17 protein-coding genes are annotated in these 15,441 nt (G+C 66.4%); 12 read left to right on the plus strand and 5 right to left on the minus strand.

The features are described from left to right. Positions 1-14 precede the first annotated feature (14 nt). The 5 genes from BRAS3809_RS14155 (at position 15) to BRAS3809_RS14175 (ending at position 4,273) form a co-directional block, all read left to right on the plus strand. The gene (locus BRAS3809_RS14155) at positions 15-497 is read left to right on the plus strand and encodes a MarR family winged helix-turn-helix transcriptional regulator (RefSeq protein ID WP_008962786.1); all 483 of its coding nucleotides are present in this window, start codon (positions 15-17) and stop codon (positions 495-497) included. After that, positions 497-2,548 carry an FUSC family protein gene (locus BRAS3809_RS14160; RefSeq protein WP_008962787.1) on the plus strand — a complete coding sequence of 684 codons (2,052 nt, stop codon included), beginning with the start codon at positions 497-499 and terminating at the stop codon, positions 2,546-2,548. Before BRAS3809_RS14155 ends, BRAS3809_RS14160 begins: the two co-directional genes overlap by 1 nt. Continuing rightward, positions 2,545-2,754 (plus strand): DUF1656 domain-containing protein, encoded by a 210-nt coding sequence (locus BRAS3809_RS14165; protein ID WP_008962788.1) that lies wholly within the window; start codon positions 2,545-2,547, stop codon positions 2,752-2,754. The genes BRAS3809_RS14160 and BRAS3809_RS14165 overlap by 4 nt, the downstream gene beginning before the upstream one ends. Continuing rightward, positions 2,751-3,617: an efflux RND transporter periplasmic adaptor subunit gene (locus tag BRAS3809_RS14170; protein WP_008962789.1), complete on the plus strand. Its 867-nt coding sequence runs from the start codon at positions 2,751-2,753 to the stop codon at positions 3,615-3,617. The genes BRAS3809_RS14165 and BRAS3809_RS14170 overlap by 4 nt, the downstream gene beginning before the upstream one ends. Before the next feature lie 71 nt (positions 3,618-3,688). Continuing rightward, positions 3,689-4,273 carry a peroxidase-related enzyme gene (locus BRAS3809_RS14175; RefSeq protein WP_008962790.1) on the plus strand — a complete coding sequence of 195 codons (585 nt, stop codon included), beginning with the start codon at positions 3,689-3,691 and terminating at the stop codon, positions 4,271-4,273. Positions 4,274-4,278: 5 nt separating this feature from the next. Here BRAS3809_RS14175 and BRAS3809_RS14180 read toward each other — a convergent pair whose 3' ends face one another. Further along, positions 4,279-4,902 (minus strand): ParB-like protein, encoded by a 624-nt coding sequence (locus BRAS3809_RS14180; protein ID WP_008962791.1) that lies wholly within the window; start codon positions 4,900-4,902, stop codon positions 4,279-4,281. A 196-nt stretch (positions 4,903-5,098) separates the two neighbouring features. On the opposite strand from BRAS3809_RS14180, the gene BRAS3809_RS14185 reads away from it, so the two are divergent. The 7 genes from BRAS3809_RS14185 (at position 5,099) to BRAS3809_RS14215 (ending at position 10,417) form a co-directional block, all read left to right on the plus strand. Continuing rightward, positions 5,099-5,449, plus strand: coding sequence for a hypothetical protein (locus BRAS3809_RS14185; RefSeq protein WP_008962792.1), 351 nt, complete (start codon positions 5,099-5,101; stop codon positions 5,447-5,449). Positions 5,450-5,654: 205 nt separating this feature from the next. Continuing rightward, positions 5,655-5,936, plus strand: coding sequence for an acyl carrier protein (locus BRAS3809_RS14190; protein WP_006609130.1), 282 nt, complete (start codon positions 5,655-5,657; stop codon positions 5,934-5,936). Positions 5,937-5,945: 9 nt separating this feature from the next. Next, positions 5,946-6,416 (plus strand): 3-hydroxyacyl-ACP dehydratase FabZ family protein, encoded by a 471-nt coding sequence (locus BRAS3809_RS14195; protein WP_008962794.1) that lies wholly within the window; start codon positions 5,946-5,948, stop codon positions 6,414-6,416. Continuing rightward, on the plus strand, positions 6,413-7,618 hold the full coding sequence (locus BRAS3809_RS14200; protein WP_008962795.1) for a beta-ketoacyl-ACP synthase: 1,206 nt from the start codon (positions 6,413-6,415) through the stop codon (positions 7,616-7,618). The genes BRAS3809_RS14195 and BRAS3809_RS14200 overlap by 4 nt, the downstream gene beginning before the upstream one ends. 36 nt (positions 7,619-7,654) lie before the next feature. Continuing rightward, positions 7,655-8,929: a beta-ketoacyl-ACP synthase gene (locus BRAS3809_RS14205; RefSeq protein WP_008962796.1), complete on the plus strand. Its 1,275-nt coding sequence runs from the start codon at positions 7,655-7,657 to the stop codon at positions 8,927-8,929. Between the two features lie 16 nt (positions 8,930-8,945). Continuing rightward, positions 8,946-9,878, plus strand: a complete 933-nt coding sequence (locus BRAS3809_RS14210) for a lipid A biosynthesis lauroyl acyltransferase (protein ID WP_008962797.1) — start codon at positions 8,946-8,948, stop codon at positions 9,876-9,878. A gap of 161 nt (positions 9,879-10,039) precedes the next feature. Next, on the plus strand, positions 10,040-10,417 hold the full coding sequence (locus tag BRAS3809_RS14215; RefSeq protein ID WP_008962798.1) for a VOC family protein: 378 nt from the start codon (positions 10,040-10,042) through the stop codon (positions 10,415-10,417). A 266-nt stretch (positions 10,418-10,683) separates the two neighbouring features. Here the strand turns inward: BRAS3809_RS14215 and BRAS3809_RS14220 are convergent, their stop codons facing one another. The 4 genes from BRAS3809_RS14220 to BRAS3809_RS14235 all read right to left on the minus strand — a co-directional run bounded on the left by BRAS3809_RS14220 (position 10,684) and on the right by BRAS3809_RS14235 (position 15,336). Next, a complete protein-coding gene (locus BRAS3809_RS14220) occupies positions 10,684-11,790 on the minus strand; it encodes a polyamine ABC transporter substrate-binding protein (RefSeq protein ID WP_008962799.1) in 1,107 nt (368 codons plus the stop codon). Between the two features lie 12 nt (positions 11,791-11,802). Further along, positions 11,803-12,966, minus strand: a complete 1,164-nt coding sequence (locus tag BRAS3809_RS14225) for an aminotransferase (protein ID WP_008962800.1) — start codon at positions 12,964-12,966, stop codon at positions 11,803-11,805. A 9-nt stretch (positions 12,967-12,975) separates the two neighbouring features. Further along, positions 12,976-13,305 (minus strand): rhodanese-like domain-containing protein, encoded by a 330-nt coding sequence (locus tag BRAS3809_RS14230; RefSeq protein ID WP_035656292.1) that lies wholly within the window; start codon positions 13,303-13,305, stop codon positions 12,976-12,978. A 108-nt stretch (positions 13,306-13,413) separates the two neighbouring features. Next, a complete protein-coding gene (locus BRAS3809_RS14235; RefSeq protein WP_008962802.1) occupies positions 13,414-15,336 on the minus strand; it encodes a potassium transporter Kup in 1,923 nt (640 codons plus the stop codon). Positions 15,337-15,441: the final 105 nt, after the last annotated feature.

Raw genomic sequence — 15,441 nt, forward strand, 5'->3', positions numbered from 1 at the left:
CCTATCTATCTTGCATGTTGAACTCGACCAGCAACGTCCAGTCGGAGATCGGCTTGCTGATCGCCCGCGTCGCCAGGCTATGGCGCCGCGAGGCTGATCAGGCCTTGGCCGATCACGGCCTGTCGCAGGCGACCGCTCACCCGCTGCGGGCACTGGCGCGGCACGGCAAGGCCGAGCGCGGCATTCGGCAGGGGTTGCTGGCGGAGGAAGTCGGCATCGAAGGCCCGTCGCTGGTCCGTCTGATCGACCTCCTGCAAAGCGAGAAGCTGGTGGAGCGACGGGAGGACCCCACGGATCGCCGTGCCAAGACGCTGCATCTGACCGCCAAGGGCGAGGCCAAGGCCGAGGAGATCGAGACCGTCCTGCGGCGCGTGCGCGGCTTTTTGCTCGAAGACATCTCCCCTGAGGACCTCGCCATCGCGTCCGACGTTTTGCATCGCATCGAGCAGCGCATGACGCGCGCGCATGAAGCCACCCCCTCGGACACCGCCCTCTGATGCGACATACGACCTCATTCCCGGTGCGCAGCGCGGACCTCGCATTTTCGGTCAAGACGTTCGCCGCCGCCATGCTGGCGCTGCTGATCGCGCTCTGGATCGACCTGCCGCGGCCGTATTGGGCGATGGCGACCGTCTACATCACGTCGCAGCCGCTGGCCGGCGCCACCGCCTCCAAGGCGCTGTATCGCGTGCTCGGCACGCTCGCGGGCGCGGCGGCCGCGGTTGCCATCGTGCCGACCTTCGTCAATTCGCCCGAGCTGCTCAGCCTCGTCGTCGCGCTGTGGACCGGCGCCTGCCTCTATGTCTCGCTGCTCGACCGGACTCCGCGCAGCTATCTGTTCATGCTGGCCGGCTACACGCTGGCGCTGATCGGCTTTCCCGCCGTGGCCGATCCGGCCGGCATTTTCGATGTTGCTGTCGCCCGCGCCCAGGAGATCACGCTCGGCATCGTCTGCGCCACGCTGGTCTCGACCATCGTCCTGCCGCGCAGCGTCGCGCCGGCGGTCGCGGCCAAGGTGGAGCACTGGCTCGACGACGCGCGCCGGCTGAGCCGCGACGTGCTGCTCGGCGGCGGGGGCAGCGCCGAGGACCGCGCGCACCGGCTGCGGCTGGCGGCGGAAGCGCTGGAGATCGACACGCTCGCCACGCATCTCGCCTTCGACCGCCAGGCCGACCACCATGCCGTTGAGGGCCTGCGCGCGTTGCGGCTGCACATGCTGCTGCTGTTGCCATTGCTCGGCTCGATCCACGACCGGCTGGCGGCGCTCAATGATCATATCGATCGCGAGCTGAGCCGTCTGCTGCAACGTCTCGCCGATTGGGTCGTCGCGGCCGAGGATCGCGAGCCGGCCGACCGCCTGCGCGCGGCGATCGATGCGCTCCGCCCTTCACTGGAAGGTCACTCCTCCTGGGATCAGATCATGATCGCGAGCCTGCTGATCCGGCTGCGCGAGCTGGTCGACATTGCCGAGGACTGTCGCGCGCTGAATGCGGCGATCGCGGCGGGCGAGGACACCGCCAAGGTACCTCTCGCCTTCCGCAGCGAGCAGGGCATCGCTCCGGCCCGCCATCGCGACCATGCGCTGGCGCTGTGGTCGGCCGCCGGCGTCATCATCGCCATTCTCGCCTGTTGCACATTCTGGGTCGCGACCGGTTGGTCCGACGGCGCCTCGGCCCCGATGATGGCCGCCGTCGCCTGCTCGTTCTTCGCGTCGCAGGATGACCCGGCCCCCAGCATCGTCCGCTTCGCGGCGTGGTCGCTGGTCGCCATCGTCATCGACGCGATCTATCTGTTCGCGATCATCCCGGCGATCTCCGACGTCGAACTGCTGATCGGCGCGCTCGCGCCGGCCTTCCTCCTGTTCGGCGTGCTGATCGCCCGTCCCCAGACCACACCGATCGGAATGGCGCTCGGTGCCAACGGCGCCACGCTGCTGGCGCTGCAATCGACCTACAGTGCCGACTTCCAGAGCTACGCCAACTCGGCGATCGCGTTCATGGTCGGCATGGTCGCGGCCGTGGTGCTGACGCGCCTGGTGCGCTCCGTCCGCGCCGAATGGATCGCGCAACGGCTGCTGCGCACGAGCTGGGAGACCTTGGCCCTGACCGCCGAGCGCCGCGGCCATCACGATCGCGCCGCCTTCGTCGGACTCATGCTCGATCGGCTCGGGCTCCTGGCGCAGCGCTTCGCTGCGATCCCCGAGGACGACCGCCGCGAGCTCGACAGCCTGAGCCAGCTGCGCGTCGGCCTCAACATCATCGATCTCCGCCGCGCCCGTCACGGGCTCACGGCCATGACGCTCGCGGCGATCGACACCATGCTCGACCGCCTGGCCGCCGCCTGCCGCGGCCGCGGCATCGGCGCCAGCGCCATGCCGGCCGATCTGCTCGCGACGATCGACGTCGCGCTGTTGAAGACACTCGCCGAGCCCGCGGCGCCTGCCAAGGAGGACGCGCTGATCGGCCTGGTCGGTATCCGCACCGGCCTGTTCCCGGACGCGCCCGCCTATCACGCCGAGGCAACCGATGCGCGGAGCCGCGTGGCATGAGGCACGACATCGACATCGCCGGCGTGCTGGTGCCTTCGCTGCTGCTGTGGCTGGTCGTGGCCTATGGCTGCGTCGCGCTGCTGCGCGCCCTCCTCCGCCGCCTCGGCGTTTACCGCCTGGTCTGGCACCCCGCCCTGTTCGACTTCGCAATGTACGTCTGCGTTCTCGGCGGCATCGTCTATCTCGCTTCGGAGTGGTCCTCGTGAAAAGCACCTTCGCCCTGCTCGGCCGCGTGGCGGTCACCGCGGCCGCGGTCGCCGCGGCCATTTTCGTCGGCACCTATCTGTGGGGCTACTACATGAAGGCGCCGTGGACGCGCGACGGCCGTGTGCGCGCCGACATCGTCCAGGTCGCGCCCGACGTCTCCGGCTTCGTGACCGAGGTGCTGGTGCGCGACAATCAGCCGGTGCATCAGGGCGACGTCATCTTCCGGATCGATCGCGCCCGCTTCAGGCTCGCGCTGCAGCAGGCTGACGCCGTCGTCGCCGGCCGTCTCGCCACGCTGAACCAGGCCAATGCCGATCTCGACCGCTACCGTTCGCTGACCACCGAGGCGGTGTCGCAGCAAAAGCAGGAGCAGGTGCTCGCCACCCAGCAGCAGGCGCAGGCGTCCTATGACCAGGCGCTGGCCGACCAGGCCGTGGCAAAGCTCAATCTGGAGCGCAGCGAGGTGCACGCGCCGGTCAACGGCGTGATCACCAACATGGACCTGCGCCCCGGCGCCTATGTCAGCGCGGGCAAGGGCGTGATGGCGCTGGTCGACACCGACACGCTGCATGTCGAGGGCTATTTCGAGGAAACCAAGCTGCCGCGCATCCGGGTCGGCGCTGCCGTCCGCATCCGCCTGATGGGCACCGGCGAGGTGCTGACCGGCCATGTCGAGAGCATTGCGGCGGGCATCGAGGACCGCGACCGCGCCGAGGGCGCGAGCCTGCTCGCCAACGTCACTCCCACCTTCAACTGGGTGCGGCTGGCGCAGCGTGTCCCTGTCCGCATCGCGCTCGACGATGCATCGAGGCGCAGTGAGCTGGTTTCCGGGCGCTCCGCCACGGTGGACGTGCTGGACTGAGCGCGGCCGTTGCGCCCTCTCCCCGATCGACTAAGGTTCGGTCACTGCCACGCCTTGCCGGACCCGACGCCATGACCCAGCCCGCCATCAGCCGCTTCCCCGTCCCTGCGATCGATTCGCTGCCGGAGGACATCCGCACCCGCCTGCTCGGCGTGCAGGAGAAGAGCGGCTTCGTGCCGAACGTCTTTCTGACCCTCGCACACCGGCCTGACGAGTTCCGCGCCTTCTTCGCCTATCACGACGCGCTGATGGAGAAGGACGGCGGGCTGACCAAGGCCGAGCGCGAGATGATCGTGGTCGCGACCTCGAGCGCCAACCAGTGCCAGTATTGCGTGATCGCCCATGGCGCGATCCTGCGCATCCGGGCCAAGAATCCCCTGCTCGCCGACCAGATCGCGATCAACTACCGGAAGGCCGACATCACGCCGCGGCAGCGCGCGATGCTCGACTTCGCGATGAAGGTCGCGCTGGAGGCGCAGACCGTCGGCGATGCGGACTTCAGGACGCTCGCGGAGCACGGCTTCGGCGACGACGACATCTGGGACATCGCCGCGATCGCGGCCTTCTTCGCGCTGTCGAACCGGATGGCCAATGTGACGGGCATGCGCCCGAACGACGAGTTCTACCTGATGGGGCGGCTGCCGAAGGCGAAATAGGCGGATCAGTCGTCCGAGGCCGGCCCGCACCAGCCGGGCAGGTAGACCGCGTCATGGCTCTTGGCCAGCGCCAGCGCATGCTCCATCGCGGCTGCGAAATGGCCCTCGACCGTCTTGCGCTTCACCTTGCGGCGCAGGAAATCGGCCCACAGGAACTCGCTGAACGGCGTGGTGTCCTTGGCGAAGCCGCCGGCGCGGCGCAGCTCGCCGGCGAGGCTGCGGAACGGATCGTCCTTCAGATCCGCCACCGTCTTCGGCAGGTCCTTGAAATGCCGCCGCTCGCCTTTGGCGTCATAGGGATAGACCCAGCGCTTGTTGTCCATCACGTTCCAGAAGCCGTCGGGATCGACCATCGACAGATCGCCGATGACGCTGACCAGCACGTCCTTGACGCCCTCGTCGTGCAGCGCGCGCGCGAGGTGATGGTGGTCGACCACGTAGTGCCGCTTGTCCGGTCCGAGCACGACCGGAATCATGTGCTTGCCGATCAGCTCGGCTTTCTTCTTGGCCTTGTGCTCGCGAAAGCGCTCGCGCTTCTCTTTCACCTCGCGCATGCCGACGGTCATCTGCGTCGGCCGCAGCGTCAGGATCGGGATCGGATGCAGCAGCGGCTCGCGGGTATTGGCCATGCATGAGGCTCCAAAGCATTTCATCCAGAAGTCCGGCGAGATCGGCGCGCCGGCGCGCGGTTCCACCGATACACCAAATACAACGGAAACGACACATCCGCAGGGCGACAGGCGCGTGTGATGCATCTCAACGACGACAAAGTTTCTTTGTGAGAGGCTGCACCTGCGTGCTAAGAAGGAGCATCGGAGTCGAGGCATGAAGACCCAGCGCCCCATCGCAGCGGAGGACGAGCATCGCGTGGTGCCGTTTCGGCCGCGCAGTGGTCCTCCGCGGCGGGTCACCGAGGGCGGCAGTCCGCCGATTCAGCTGCGGCGGCCTGAGCCGGTGTCCCTCGACCTCTCCCGCTACGAGCAGCCGCGCGAGGAGCCCGACGATTTCCGTCACCGCATCCTGGCCAACATCGCGGCGATCGCCTTCACCATCGCGCTGACTGCGATCGGCATCTGGCTGGCGATGAGCATCGCCGACCTGCGCAAGACCCAGGACTGCCTGCTCACCGGACGGCGCGACTGCGCCCGCATCATTACCGAGACCTACATGCCCTGACGGGCGCCTCCGGCGTCCCCGACGGAGCATCACAATCCCGCCACAACCGGCGTGGCCGGCTCCATTGAACTCACCGCGGCGCTCCGATATACGGGCACACGACTCCTGGGCGACGGGGGTAAAAGGGCTCGCATCAGACGCCCCGGGGGCGGTGTCCTCTCGTTGCCCTTCTCCGGATTAGCTCCAAAATATCAAAGGCTTAGTGATGTCCTCAACATTCGATCAGGTCGCCACGATCATCGCTGAAACCTGCGACATCCCGCGCGACACGATCACGCCGGATAGCCACGCCATCGACGATCTGGGCATCGACAGCCTCGATTTCCTCGACATCGCCTTCGCGATCGACAAGGCCTTCGGCATCAAGCTGCCGCTCGAGAAGTGGACGCAGGAAGTCAACGACGGCAAGGCCAGCACCGAGCAGTATTTCGTGCTCAAGAACCTGTGCGCCCGCATCGACGAGCTGGTCGCCGCCAAGGGCGCCTGAGCGCCCGCCATGCAGATCGAATACTTCCTGCTGATCGACCGCATTCTCGACCTCAGACTGGACGAGAAAACCATCACCGTCGAAGCCAAGGTTCCGACCGAAAGCACGATCTTCGAAGGGCACTTCCCGGGCTATCCGATCATGCCGGGCGTGCTGCTGATCGAGTCGATGGCGCAGACCTCCGGCTGGCTGCTGCTCGCGCTGATGAAGTTCGAGCGGATGCCGTTCCTTGCCGCCGTGAAGGAAGCCAAGATGCGCGGCTTCGTCCAGCCGGGCGAGGTGCTGACGGTCGAGGCCAACGTGCTGCATGAGGGCTCCGGCTACGCCATGACCGAAGCGCGCGTGAAGGTCGGCGGCAAGCTGCGCTCGAACGCGACGATCACGTTCAGCCACGTCCCCTTCCCCAATCCGGAGCTGCGCGGACACATGGACGCCGTCGCCGAGCGCGTCGGCTTTCCGCAACAGATCCTGCAGCGATGAGTGAGACGCCTTCCGTGACATCAGCCCCCGTCGAAGTCTGGATCACCGGCATCGGCCTTGCGACCTCGCTCGGCGAGGGCCTCGATGCGAACTGGGAGGCTCTCAACGCCGGCCAGATCAATGTCGATGAGAAGGGTTTTGCGCCCTACATCGTGCATCCCTGGGCCAAGGTGAATCTTGAGGCGCAGATTCCGAAGAAGGAACAGCGCCAGATGGAGGCGTGGCAGCGCATCGGCACCTATGCCGCCGGGCTCGCGCTGGATTCGGCCGGCCTGAAAGGCAACAAGGACATCCTGTCCCGGATGGACATGATCGTCGCCGCCGGCGGCGGCGAGCGCGACATCTCGGTCGACACCGCCATCCTCAATGCCGAGGCCGAGGGCAACTGCACCCCGGGCTTCCTTAACGACCGGCTGATGAGCGATCTGCGCCCGACGCTGTTCCTGGCGCAGCTGTCCAACCTGCTCGCCGGCAACATCGCGATCTCGCACGGCGTCTGCGGGACGTCGCGTACCTTCATGGGCGAAGAGGTCGCGGGTGTCGACGCGTTCAAGATCGCGCTGGCGCGCATCGCCGGCGGACAGAGCGACATCGCGCTGGTCGGCGGCTCGCACAATGGCGAGCGCAAGGACCTGCTCGTGCTCTACGAGTTCGGCGACTACAATCTGAAGAACGAGTTCAAGCCGGTGTGGGCGCGCAAGGAGCATCCGGGATTCGCGCTCGGCTCAGCCGGCGCCTTCCTGGTGCTGGAATCCAAGCCGCATGCGGAGGCCCGTGGCGCCAAGCCGCTGGCGCGGCTGAGCAAGGTCGTGGCCGACCGCGCCCGCCGCAAGGAGGCAGGTGCGGTGACCGGCACGCTGGACCGGCTGTGGTCGGCGCTCGACGTGCACGACGCACCGGGCGCGATCATCACCGGCGCCACCGGTGCCGAGCCCGTGACGTCGGAGGAGCGCGCGTTCCTCGATCATCACAAGGCCTTCGCCGTACGCTCGAGCGGCACCCGCTTCGGCCACACGATGGAGGCGCATTTCGCGCTGGATCTGGCGCTCGCCGCGCTGTCGATCTCGCGCGGCGCGCTGTTCGCGCCCGGCGATTCCTCGGGCGTCGAGAGCGAGATGAAGGAGGCCCCGACCCAGATCGTGGTGGTCGGCGCCGGCCATTACCGCGGCGAAGGCATGGCCTTGGTCGAAGCTATCAAGTGAACGCGGCGCGCGGCTGACGACGCGACGGGGGACATCATGAGTGTACGCGACAAGTTTGGACGCCCCGTCGTGGTGGTGACGGGCATGGGCATCGTCACCTCGCTCGGGGCCGGCAAGTCCGACAATTGGACCAAGCTGGTGGCTGGCGAGTCCGGCATCCGCACCATCACGCGCTTCCCGATCGACGGGTTGAAGACGACGATGGCCGGCACGGTGGATTTCGTGCCGGTGGCGCCGTTCACCTCCACCGGCCTGTCCGAGCGGCTCGGCCACATGGCCGTCGAGGAAGCGATCGCGCAGGCCGGCATCGGCTCGAAGGGCGACTTCCCCGGCCCGCTGTTTCTGGCGGTCGCGCCGGTCGAGATCGAGTGGCCGCAACGGCTCGAGCTCGCGCATGAGGTCGGCGGCACCCACTTCACCTATGACGACCTCCTGAAGGTCTGCGGCGGCGGCAAGTTCGTCAACTACCACCACCGTTTCCTGTTCGGCTCGGTGGCGGATTCGCTGTCGGATACGTTCGGCACCAAGGGCTCGCCGATCTCGCTGTCGACCGCCTGCGCCTCCGGCGCCACCGCGATCCAGCTCGGCGTCGAGGCCATCCGGCGCGGCGAGACCGACGTGGCGCTGTGCGCGGCGACCGAAGGCTCGGTCAACCCGGAAGGCCTGGTGCGCTTCTCGCTGCTGTCGGCGCTGTCGACGCAGAACGATCCGCCACAGGCGGCCTCCAAGCCGTTCTCCAAGAACCGCGACGGTTTCGTCATGGCCGAAGGCGCCGGCGCACTCGTACTGGAGAGCTACGATGCGGCCGTGGCGCGCGGCGCAAAGATCCTCGGCGTCGTCGCCGGCTGCGGCGAGCTGACCGACTCGTTCCATCGCACCCGCTCCTCGCCGGACGGCAAGCCGATCATCGGCTGCATCCGCAAGGCGCTGGCGGACGCCGGCATGGCGCCGGAGCAGATCGACCATATCAACGCCCACGGCACCGCGACGCCCGAGAACGACAAGATGGAATATGTCGGCGTCTCCGCCGTGTTCGGCGAGCACACCGGCAAGATTCCAGTCTCGTCCAACAAGTCGATGGTCGGCCACACCATCTCCGCGGCCGGCGCGGTCGAGGCGATCATCTCGCTGCTGACGCTCGAGCATCAGCTGATCCCGCCGACCATCAACTACGACATTCCGGATCCTGCGATCCTGTTCGATGTCGTCGGTAACAAGGCCCGCGAGGCCCGCGTCACCGCCGTGATGTCGAACTCGTTCGGCTTCGGCGGCCAGAACGCCTCGCTGATCCTGACCCGCGAACCGGCCTGATCGACCTGTCGCATCGATGAGTCTCATTCCGCTCCGGACCAAGCTCGTCATCCGCCAGGCCGTGAAGTCGTTCGGGTCCTCGGCGGTCGGCGCGCTGACGGTCGGCATGCTCAAGACGACGCGCTATTTCGATCCGATCAAGACCGCCGACTTGTTCGCGCGCATCACTCAGCGCATCGGACCGCGGCTGCGCGAGCACCGCATTGCGCGGGACAATCTGACAGCGGCGTTTCCCGAGAAGTCGCCCGAGGAGATCGAGACCATCCTCGCGGGGGTGTGGGACAATGTCGGCCGCCTCGGCGCCGAGTTCGCCCATCTCGACAAGATCTGGGACTACGACGAGGCGCATCCGGAACGCAGCCGCATCGAGCTGCCCGCCCGCACCTACGAGCTGTTTCACCAGCTCCGTCTCGACGGCAAGCCGGCGCTGATCTTCGCCAGCCACCTCGCCAATTGGGAGATGCCGGCGCTGGCGGCTGTCGCCCATGGGCTCGATACCGCCATCCTCTATCGCAAGCCGAACATCGCGGCCGCCGACCGCATCATCCGGGAGATGCGACAGGACAAAATGGGCACGCTTGTCCCGGCCGGGCGCGGCGCGCCGATCAAGCTCGCCGAGGCGCTGAAGAGCGGGCAGCACGTCGCGATGCTGGTCGATCAGTACCTGACCGGCGGCGTCGAGGTGACTTTCTTTGGCCGCAAGACCCGCGCCAACCCGATGCTCGCCCGCCTGCTGCGGCAGGTCGAATGTCCCGTGCATGGCGTGCGCATCGTCCGGCTCCCGGGCCATCGCTTCCGGGCCGAAGTGTCCGAGGCCGTCGAGCCTGTTCGCGATGCCGGTGGACAGATCGATGTGCAAGGGACGACGCAGGCCATTACCTCCGTCGTCGAGGGCTGGATCCGCGAACATCCCGAGCAATGGCTCTGGCTGCACCGGCGCTGGCGGTAATCGGTCCGTTCAATCTAATTCCACCACGAGGAAGGCGATCGGCAGCATTGTATTCTGTTAGACCGCCATTCGAAGAAAACCCTTACCTCTTCCGCCGACGCTCGCTACCTTGGCGGCCGATCCGACAAGCTGTTCGGAAGCTCCAGGGAGGACAGACGCGAATGTTTTCGCATGTGATGATCGGCACCAACGACCTCGACAAGGCGAAGGCCTTCTACGACAAGCTGCTGGGCACGCTCGGCGTGCGCCCGGCCAGGGTCGACGGCCACCGCATCTTCTACATCACGCCGACTGGCATCTTCTCGGTCTCGAAGCCGATCAATGGCCAGCCCGCAACGCCAGCCAATGGCGGCACCATCGGCTTCGCCTGCACCTCCCCCGAGCAGGCCGACGCCTGGCATGCGGCCGGCCTCGAAGCCGGCGGCACCACCTGCGAGGATCCGCCCGGAGTTCGCCAGGGCTCGGCCGGTAAGCTGTATCTCGCCTATTTGCGCGATCTCGACGGCAACAAGCTCTGCGCGATGCATCGATTGGCGTGATCTCTCCGCGGCGTCATTGCGAGGAGCAACGCGACGAAGCAATCCAGAGCCGCGGTCTCCGCTCTGGATTGCTTCGCTTCGCTCGCAATGACGGTGACGACGACACGCAGGATCTTACACCCCGTGGGACCGCAGCGCGGCCACGTGTCGCCCGGATGAGCGAAGCGATATCCGGGTTCTCAAGGCTTTCAATATGAACCCGGGTGTCGCTTCGCTCATCCGGGCCACAAGACCGATGCTTCGGTCGCAATGAAGGCCAACGGCGACTACCGCCCCGTCTTCACCTTGGTCCAGAGCCGGTTGATGATCCGCTGCGTCGCTGGCTCGCGGGCGGTGATGACGAACAGCTTCTTCAGGGTCGCCTCGTCCGGATAGATGTTCTTGTCGCCGAGGATCTTCAGGTCGATCAGCTTCTGGCTCGCCAGATTCCCGTTGGCGTAGGACAGGAAGTCGGAGTTCTTGGCCGCGACCTCGGGCCGATAGAGATAGTTGATCAGCGCATAGGCCTCGGCGACGTGCGGCGCGTCGGCGGGGATCGCGAGGTTGTCGAAGAACATCTGCGCGCCCTCTTTCGGGATCGCGTAGCCGATCTCGATGCCGTTCTTGGCCTCCTCGGCGCGGCTGCGCGCCTGCATAATGTCGCCGGACCAGCCGACGACCAGGCAGATCTCGCCAGTGGCGAGCGCGCTGAGATATTCGGACGAATGGAATTTGCGTACGGAGGGCGCGACCTTGCCGACCACCTCGGCCGCCTTCTCCAGGTCCGCCTGCTTGGTCGAGTTCGGATCGAGGCCGAGATAGTTCAGCGCCGCCGGGAAGATGTCGTCGGCGGAATCCAGCATGTGGACGCCGCAATCCTTGAACCTGGCGAGGTTCTCCGGCTTGAACACGATATCCCAGCTGTCGATCCGCGCGCCCGGACCTAGGATCTTCTCGATTGCCTTCACATTGTAGCCGATGCCGGTCGTGCCCCACATGTAGTTGGCAGCGAACTGGTTGCCGGGATCGTAGGTGGCGAGACGCGCGGTGACGACCGGCCAGGCATTGGCGAGGTTCGGCAGCTTCGCCTTGTCGAGCGGCTGGAAGATCTTGGCCTTGATCTGGCGCTGCAGGAAATACGCCGTGGGCACCACGACGTCGTAGCCGGACTTGCCGGCGAGCAGCCGCGTCTCCAGGGTCTCGTTGGCATCGAACGTGTCGTAGACGACCTTGATCCCCGTCTCCTTGGTGAAGTCGTCGAGGACCCCCGGCGCCATGTAGTTCGACCAGTTGTAGAAGTTCACGACGCGCTCTTCGGCTGTCACGGCCGAGGCCGAGAGCGTCAGCACTGCGGCGGCCAGCGCCAGAGCCGAACGAATGCAGCCGCGCGTCATGAAGCTGGTCTCCTAGCGTCGGTGGATGGCGTCGGACAGGCGCTCCAGCGCCGTATCGAGCGTGGCGTCCTTCTTGGCGAAGCAGAAGCGGACGACCGAGGTCACCGCATCCTTCTCGTAGAATGCCGACACCGGGATCGCCGCCACCTTGTAATCGTGGACGATGCGCCGGCAGAACTGCTCGTCGGTCTCGTTGAGGCCGAGCGGCGACAGGTCGACCGTGAGGAAGTACGTCCCCTGCGCCTTCAGCACGGGGAAGCCGAGGCGTTCGAGCCCCGCTGTGAGCCGGTCGCGGCTGCGCGCGAGCTCGGCGCGCATGTTGATGAAGTAGTCGTCGGATTTGCCGAGGCCGTAGGCCACGGCCGTCTGCAGGTTCGGCGCGGTCGTGAAGGTCAGGAACTGGTGGACCTTGGCGGCGACACGCAAGAGCTGCGGCGCGGCGCAGACGAAGCCGATCTTCCAACCGGTGAGCGAGAAGATCTTGCCGGCCGAGCCGACCTTGATGGTGCGGTCGCGCATCCCGGGAATGGTGATCAGCGGAATGTGCTCGCGGCCGTCGAACACCACGTGCTCCCAGACCTCGTCGCAGATCGCGACCGCGTCGAACTCCTGGCAGAACCGCGCCAGCAGCTCGAGATCCTCGCGAGGATAGACTACCGCGGCCGGGTTGAGCGGGTTGTTGAACAGCACCGCCTTGGTCTTCGGCGTGAATGCCGAGCGCAGCATCTCCTCCGAGAGCCGCCAATGCGGCGGCTCCAGCCGCAGCAGCTTCGGAATTCCGCCGGCCTGGCGGATGATCGGCAGGTAGGAATCGTAGACCGGCTGGAAGCAGATCACTTCGTCGCCCGGCTCGACCACGGACAGGATCGCCGAGGTCAGCGCCTCGGTGCCGCCGGAGGTGACCATCACCTCGCTCATCGGGTCGAGATCGAGCTTGTGCCAGTGCTTGTAATGGGCAGCGATGGCCTGGCGCAGCTCCGGCAGGCCCATCATCGAGGGATACTGGTTGTAGCCGTTCAGGACCGCATCGGCAGCGGCGCGGCGGATGTCCTCCGGACCGGGATCGTCGGGAAAACCCTGCCCGAGATTGATGGCATTGTTGTCGCGCGCGAGCTGCGACATCTGCTCGAAGATGGTGACGGGCAGATCGGCGAAGACCTTGTTCTGCGAGATCATGATGGCGCGTCAGCCGCCGGACTTGACCGGCAGGCCGGCCGCCTTCCAGCCGAGCATCCCGCCTTGCAGATGCTTGTCATACGGCAAGCCCGCCGCCTGCGCGGCCATCGAGGCGGTGACCGAACGCTTGCCGGAGCGGCAGGCGAACACGACGTCCTTGCCTTGCGGATCCGGAATCAGCTTCGGGTCGAAGGCCGACAGGGGAACAACGATACCGTCCGGATAGGCTTCGACGGCAACTTCGTTCGGCTCGCGCACGTCGACCAGAAGAATTTTCCCCTCGGCAATCCCCTTGGCCACGTCCTGCGGGGTCAAATCGTGCACAACAGACACGCCCATCCTCCAAGCGTTCAGCGGAGCCGGCAAGGCCCCGAACCGGCGCCAAACTCGCCCCAGACGCGCGGAAAATCAAGCGCTTCGGCGAGCTCTCGACGGCTGTCGGCGCGCTCAGATCGTGACCTGCGTTCCAACCTCGACCACGCGCCCGCTCGGGATCTGGAAATAGTCGGTGGCGTCGTTGGCCGAGCGGCTCATGGTGATGAACAGGTGATCCTGCCAGCGCGGCATGCCGGAATGCGCCGCCGGCTTGAGCGCGCGGCGCGACAGGAAGAACGAGGTCGACATGATATCGAACTGCCAGCCGAGCTTGCGCGCGATCGCCAGCGCCTTGGGCACGTTCGGCGACTCCATGAAGCCGAAGCGCAAGGTGACCTTGGAGAAGGTCGGGCTGATCTGCTCCAGGCGTACCCGCTCCGAAGGATCGATGCGCGGCGTCGGCGCGGTCTCGATCGTCAGGATCACATTCTTCTCGTGCAGCACCTTGTAGTGCTTGAGGCTGTGCATCAGCGCCGTCGGCGCGCTCAGGGGGTCCGAGGTCAGGAACACCGCCGTGCCCGCCACCCGCTGTGGCGGCCGCTTCTCCAGCATCGTGACGAGATCGGCGAGCGGGAATTCGAGCTTGCGCGACTTGTCGAACAAGAGCCGGCTGCCGCGCCGCCACGTGTACATGAGCGTCATCACGAAGCCGCCGAGTGCCAGCGGCACCCAGCCGCCTTCCAGCACCTTCAGGAGGTTCGCCGACAGGAAGGTCAGGTCCAGGAAGAGGAACGGAGCGATCAGGGCGCCGGCCGCGATCGGCGACCACCGCCAGACCTTCCAGATCACGACGAAGCCCATCATCGCCGTCACCACCATCGTGCCGGTGACCGAGATGCCATAGGCGGAGGCCAGCGCGCTGGAGGATTTGAACAGCAGCACCAGCAGCACCACCGAGACCAGCAGCAGCTTGTTGATGCGCGGGATGTAGATCTGGCCGGAATGCGCCTCGGAGGTGTGGCGGATCTCGAAGCGCGGCAGGAGGCCGAGCTGGATCGCCTGCCGGGTCAGCGAATAGGCGCCGGTGATCACGGCCTGGCTGGCGATGACGGTCGCGACCGTGGCCAGCGCCACCATCGGAATCAGCGCCCAATCCGGAAACATCAGGAAGAACGGGTTCTCGATCGCCTTGGCATCGGCGATGACCAGGGCGCCCTGCCCCAGATAGTTCAGCGCCAAGGACGGCAGCACGACGAACAGCCAGGCGGTCTGGATCGGCCGCTTGCCGAAATGGCCGAGGTCGGCATAGAGCGCCTCGGCGCCGGTCACCGCCAGGAACACGGCACCGAGCGTGACGAAGCCGATGATCCCGTGATGCAGCATGAACGAGACGGCATTGAGCGGGTTGATCGCCCACAGCACCTCGGGGTGATGCAAAATGGGCGGGAACGCCGCGATGCCGATCACCAGGAACCAGATCAGCATGATGGGGCCGAAGAAGGCCGCGACCTTGGCCGTGCCGCGCACCTGCACCGCGAACAGCATGACCAGGATGACGATGGTCAGCGGCACGACGTAGGGATCGAACGCGGCCGTCACCAGCTTGATGCCCTCGATCGCGGACAGCACGGACAAGGCCGGCGTGATCACCGCATCTCCATAGAACAGCGCGCCCGAGATGATGCCGAGCAGGACGATGATGCTGGCGCCGCGCGCCACGCCGCGCTGGGCGAGCGCCATCAGTGCCAGCGTGCCGCCCTCGCCATGGTTGTCGGCCCGCAGCAGGATCACGACGTATTTCAGCGTGACGACGACGATCAGGGCCCACAGGATCAGCGAGACCACGCCCATCACGGCATGCGGCGCGGCCTCTCCGCCACTGCTGGCGGCCATTACAGCCTCCCGGAGCGCGTAGAGCGGGCTGGTGCCGATGTCGCCGTAGACGACGCCGATGCTCCCCAATGTCAGCGCGGTGAAGCTGGCCGTTGAGTGGGCATCGCCATGCCCGTTGGTCGCCGGCGTTTCCGCGGGCGAGGCTGCGATGTCGGCTGTCATTTGGGGTAGCCCCCTCGAGGACTGGTTAATGCTTCACTGCACAAGATGGCAGAGCGCGCGGCTTATAGCTGCAGCCGTTCCGCCACGACCTGCAGATATTGCAGG

The organism is Bradyrhizobium sp. STM 3809, assembly GCF_000239795.1.
In the GTDB taxonomy this organism is placed as follows: domain Bacteria; phylum Pseudomonadota; class Alphaproteobacteria; order Rhizobiales; family Xanthobacteraceae; genus Bradyrhizobium.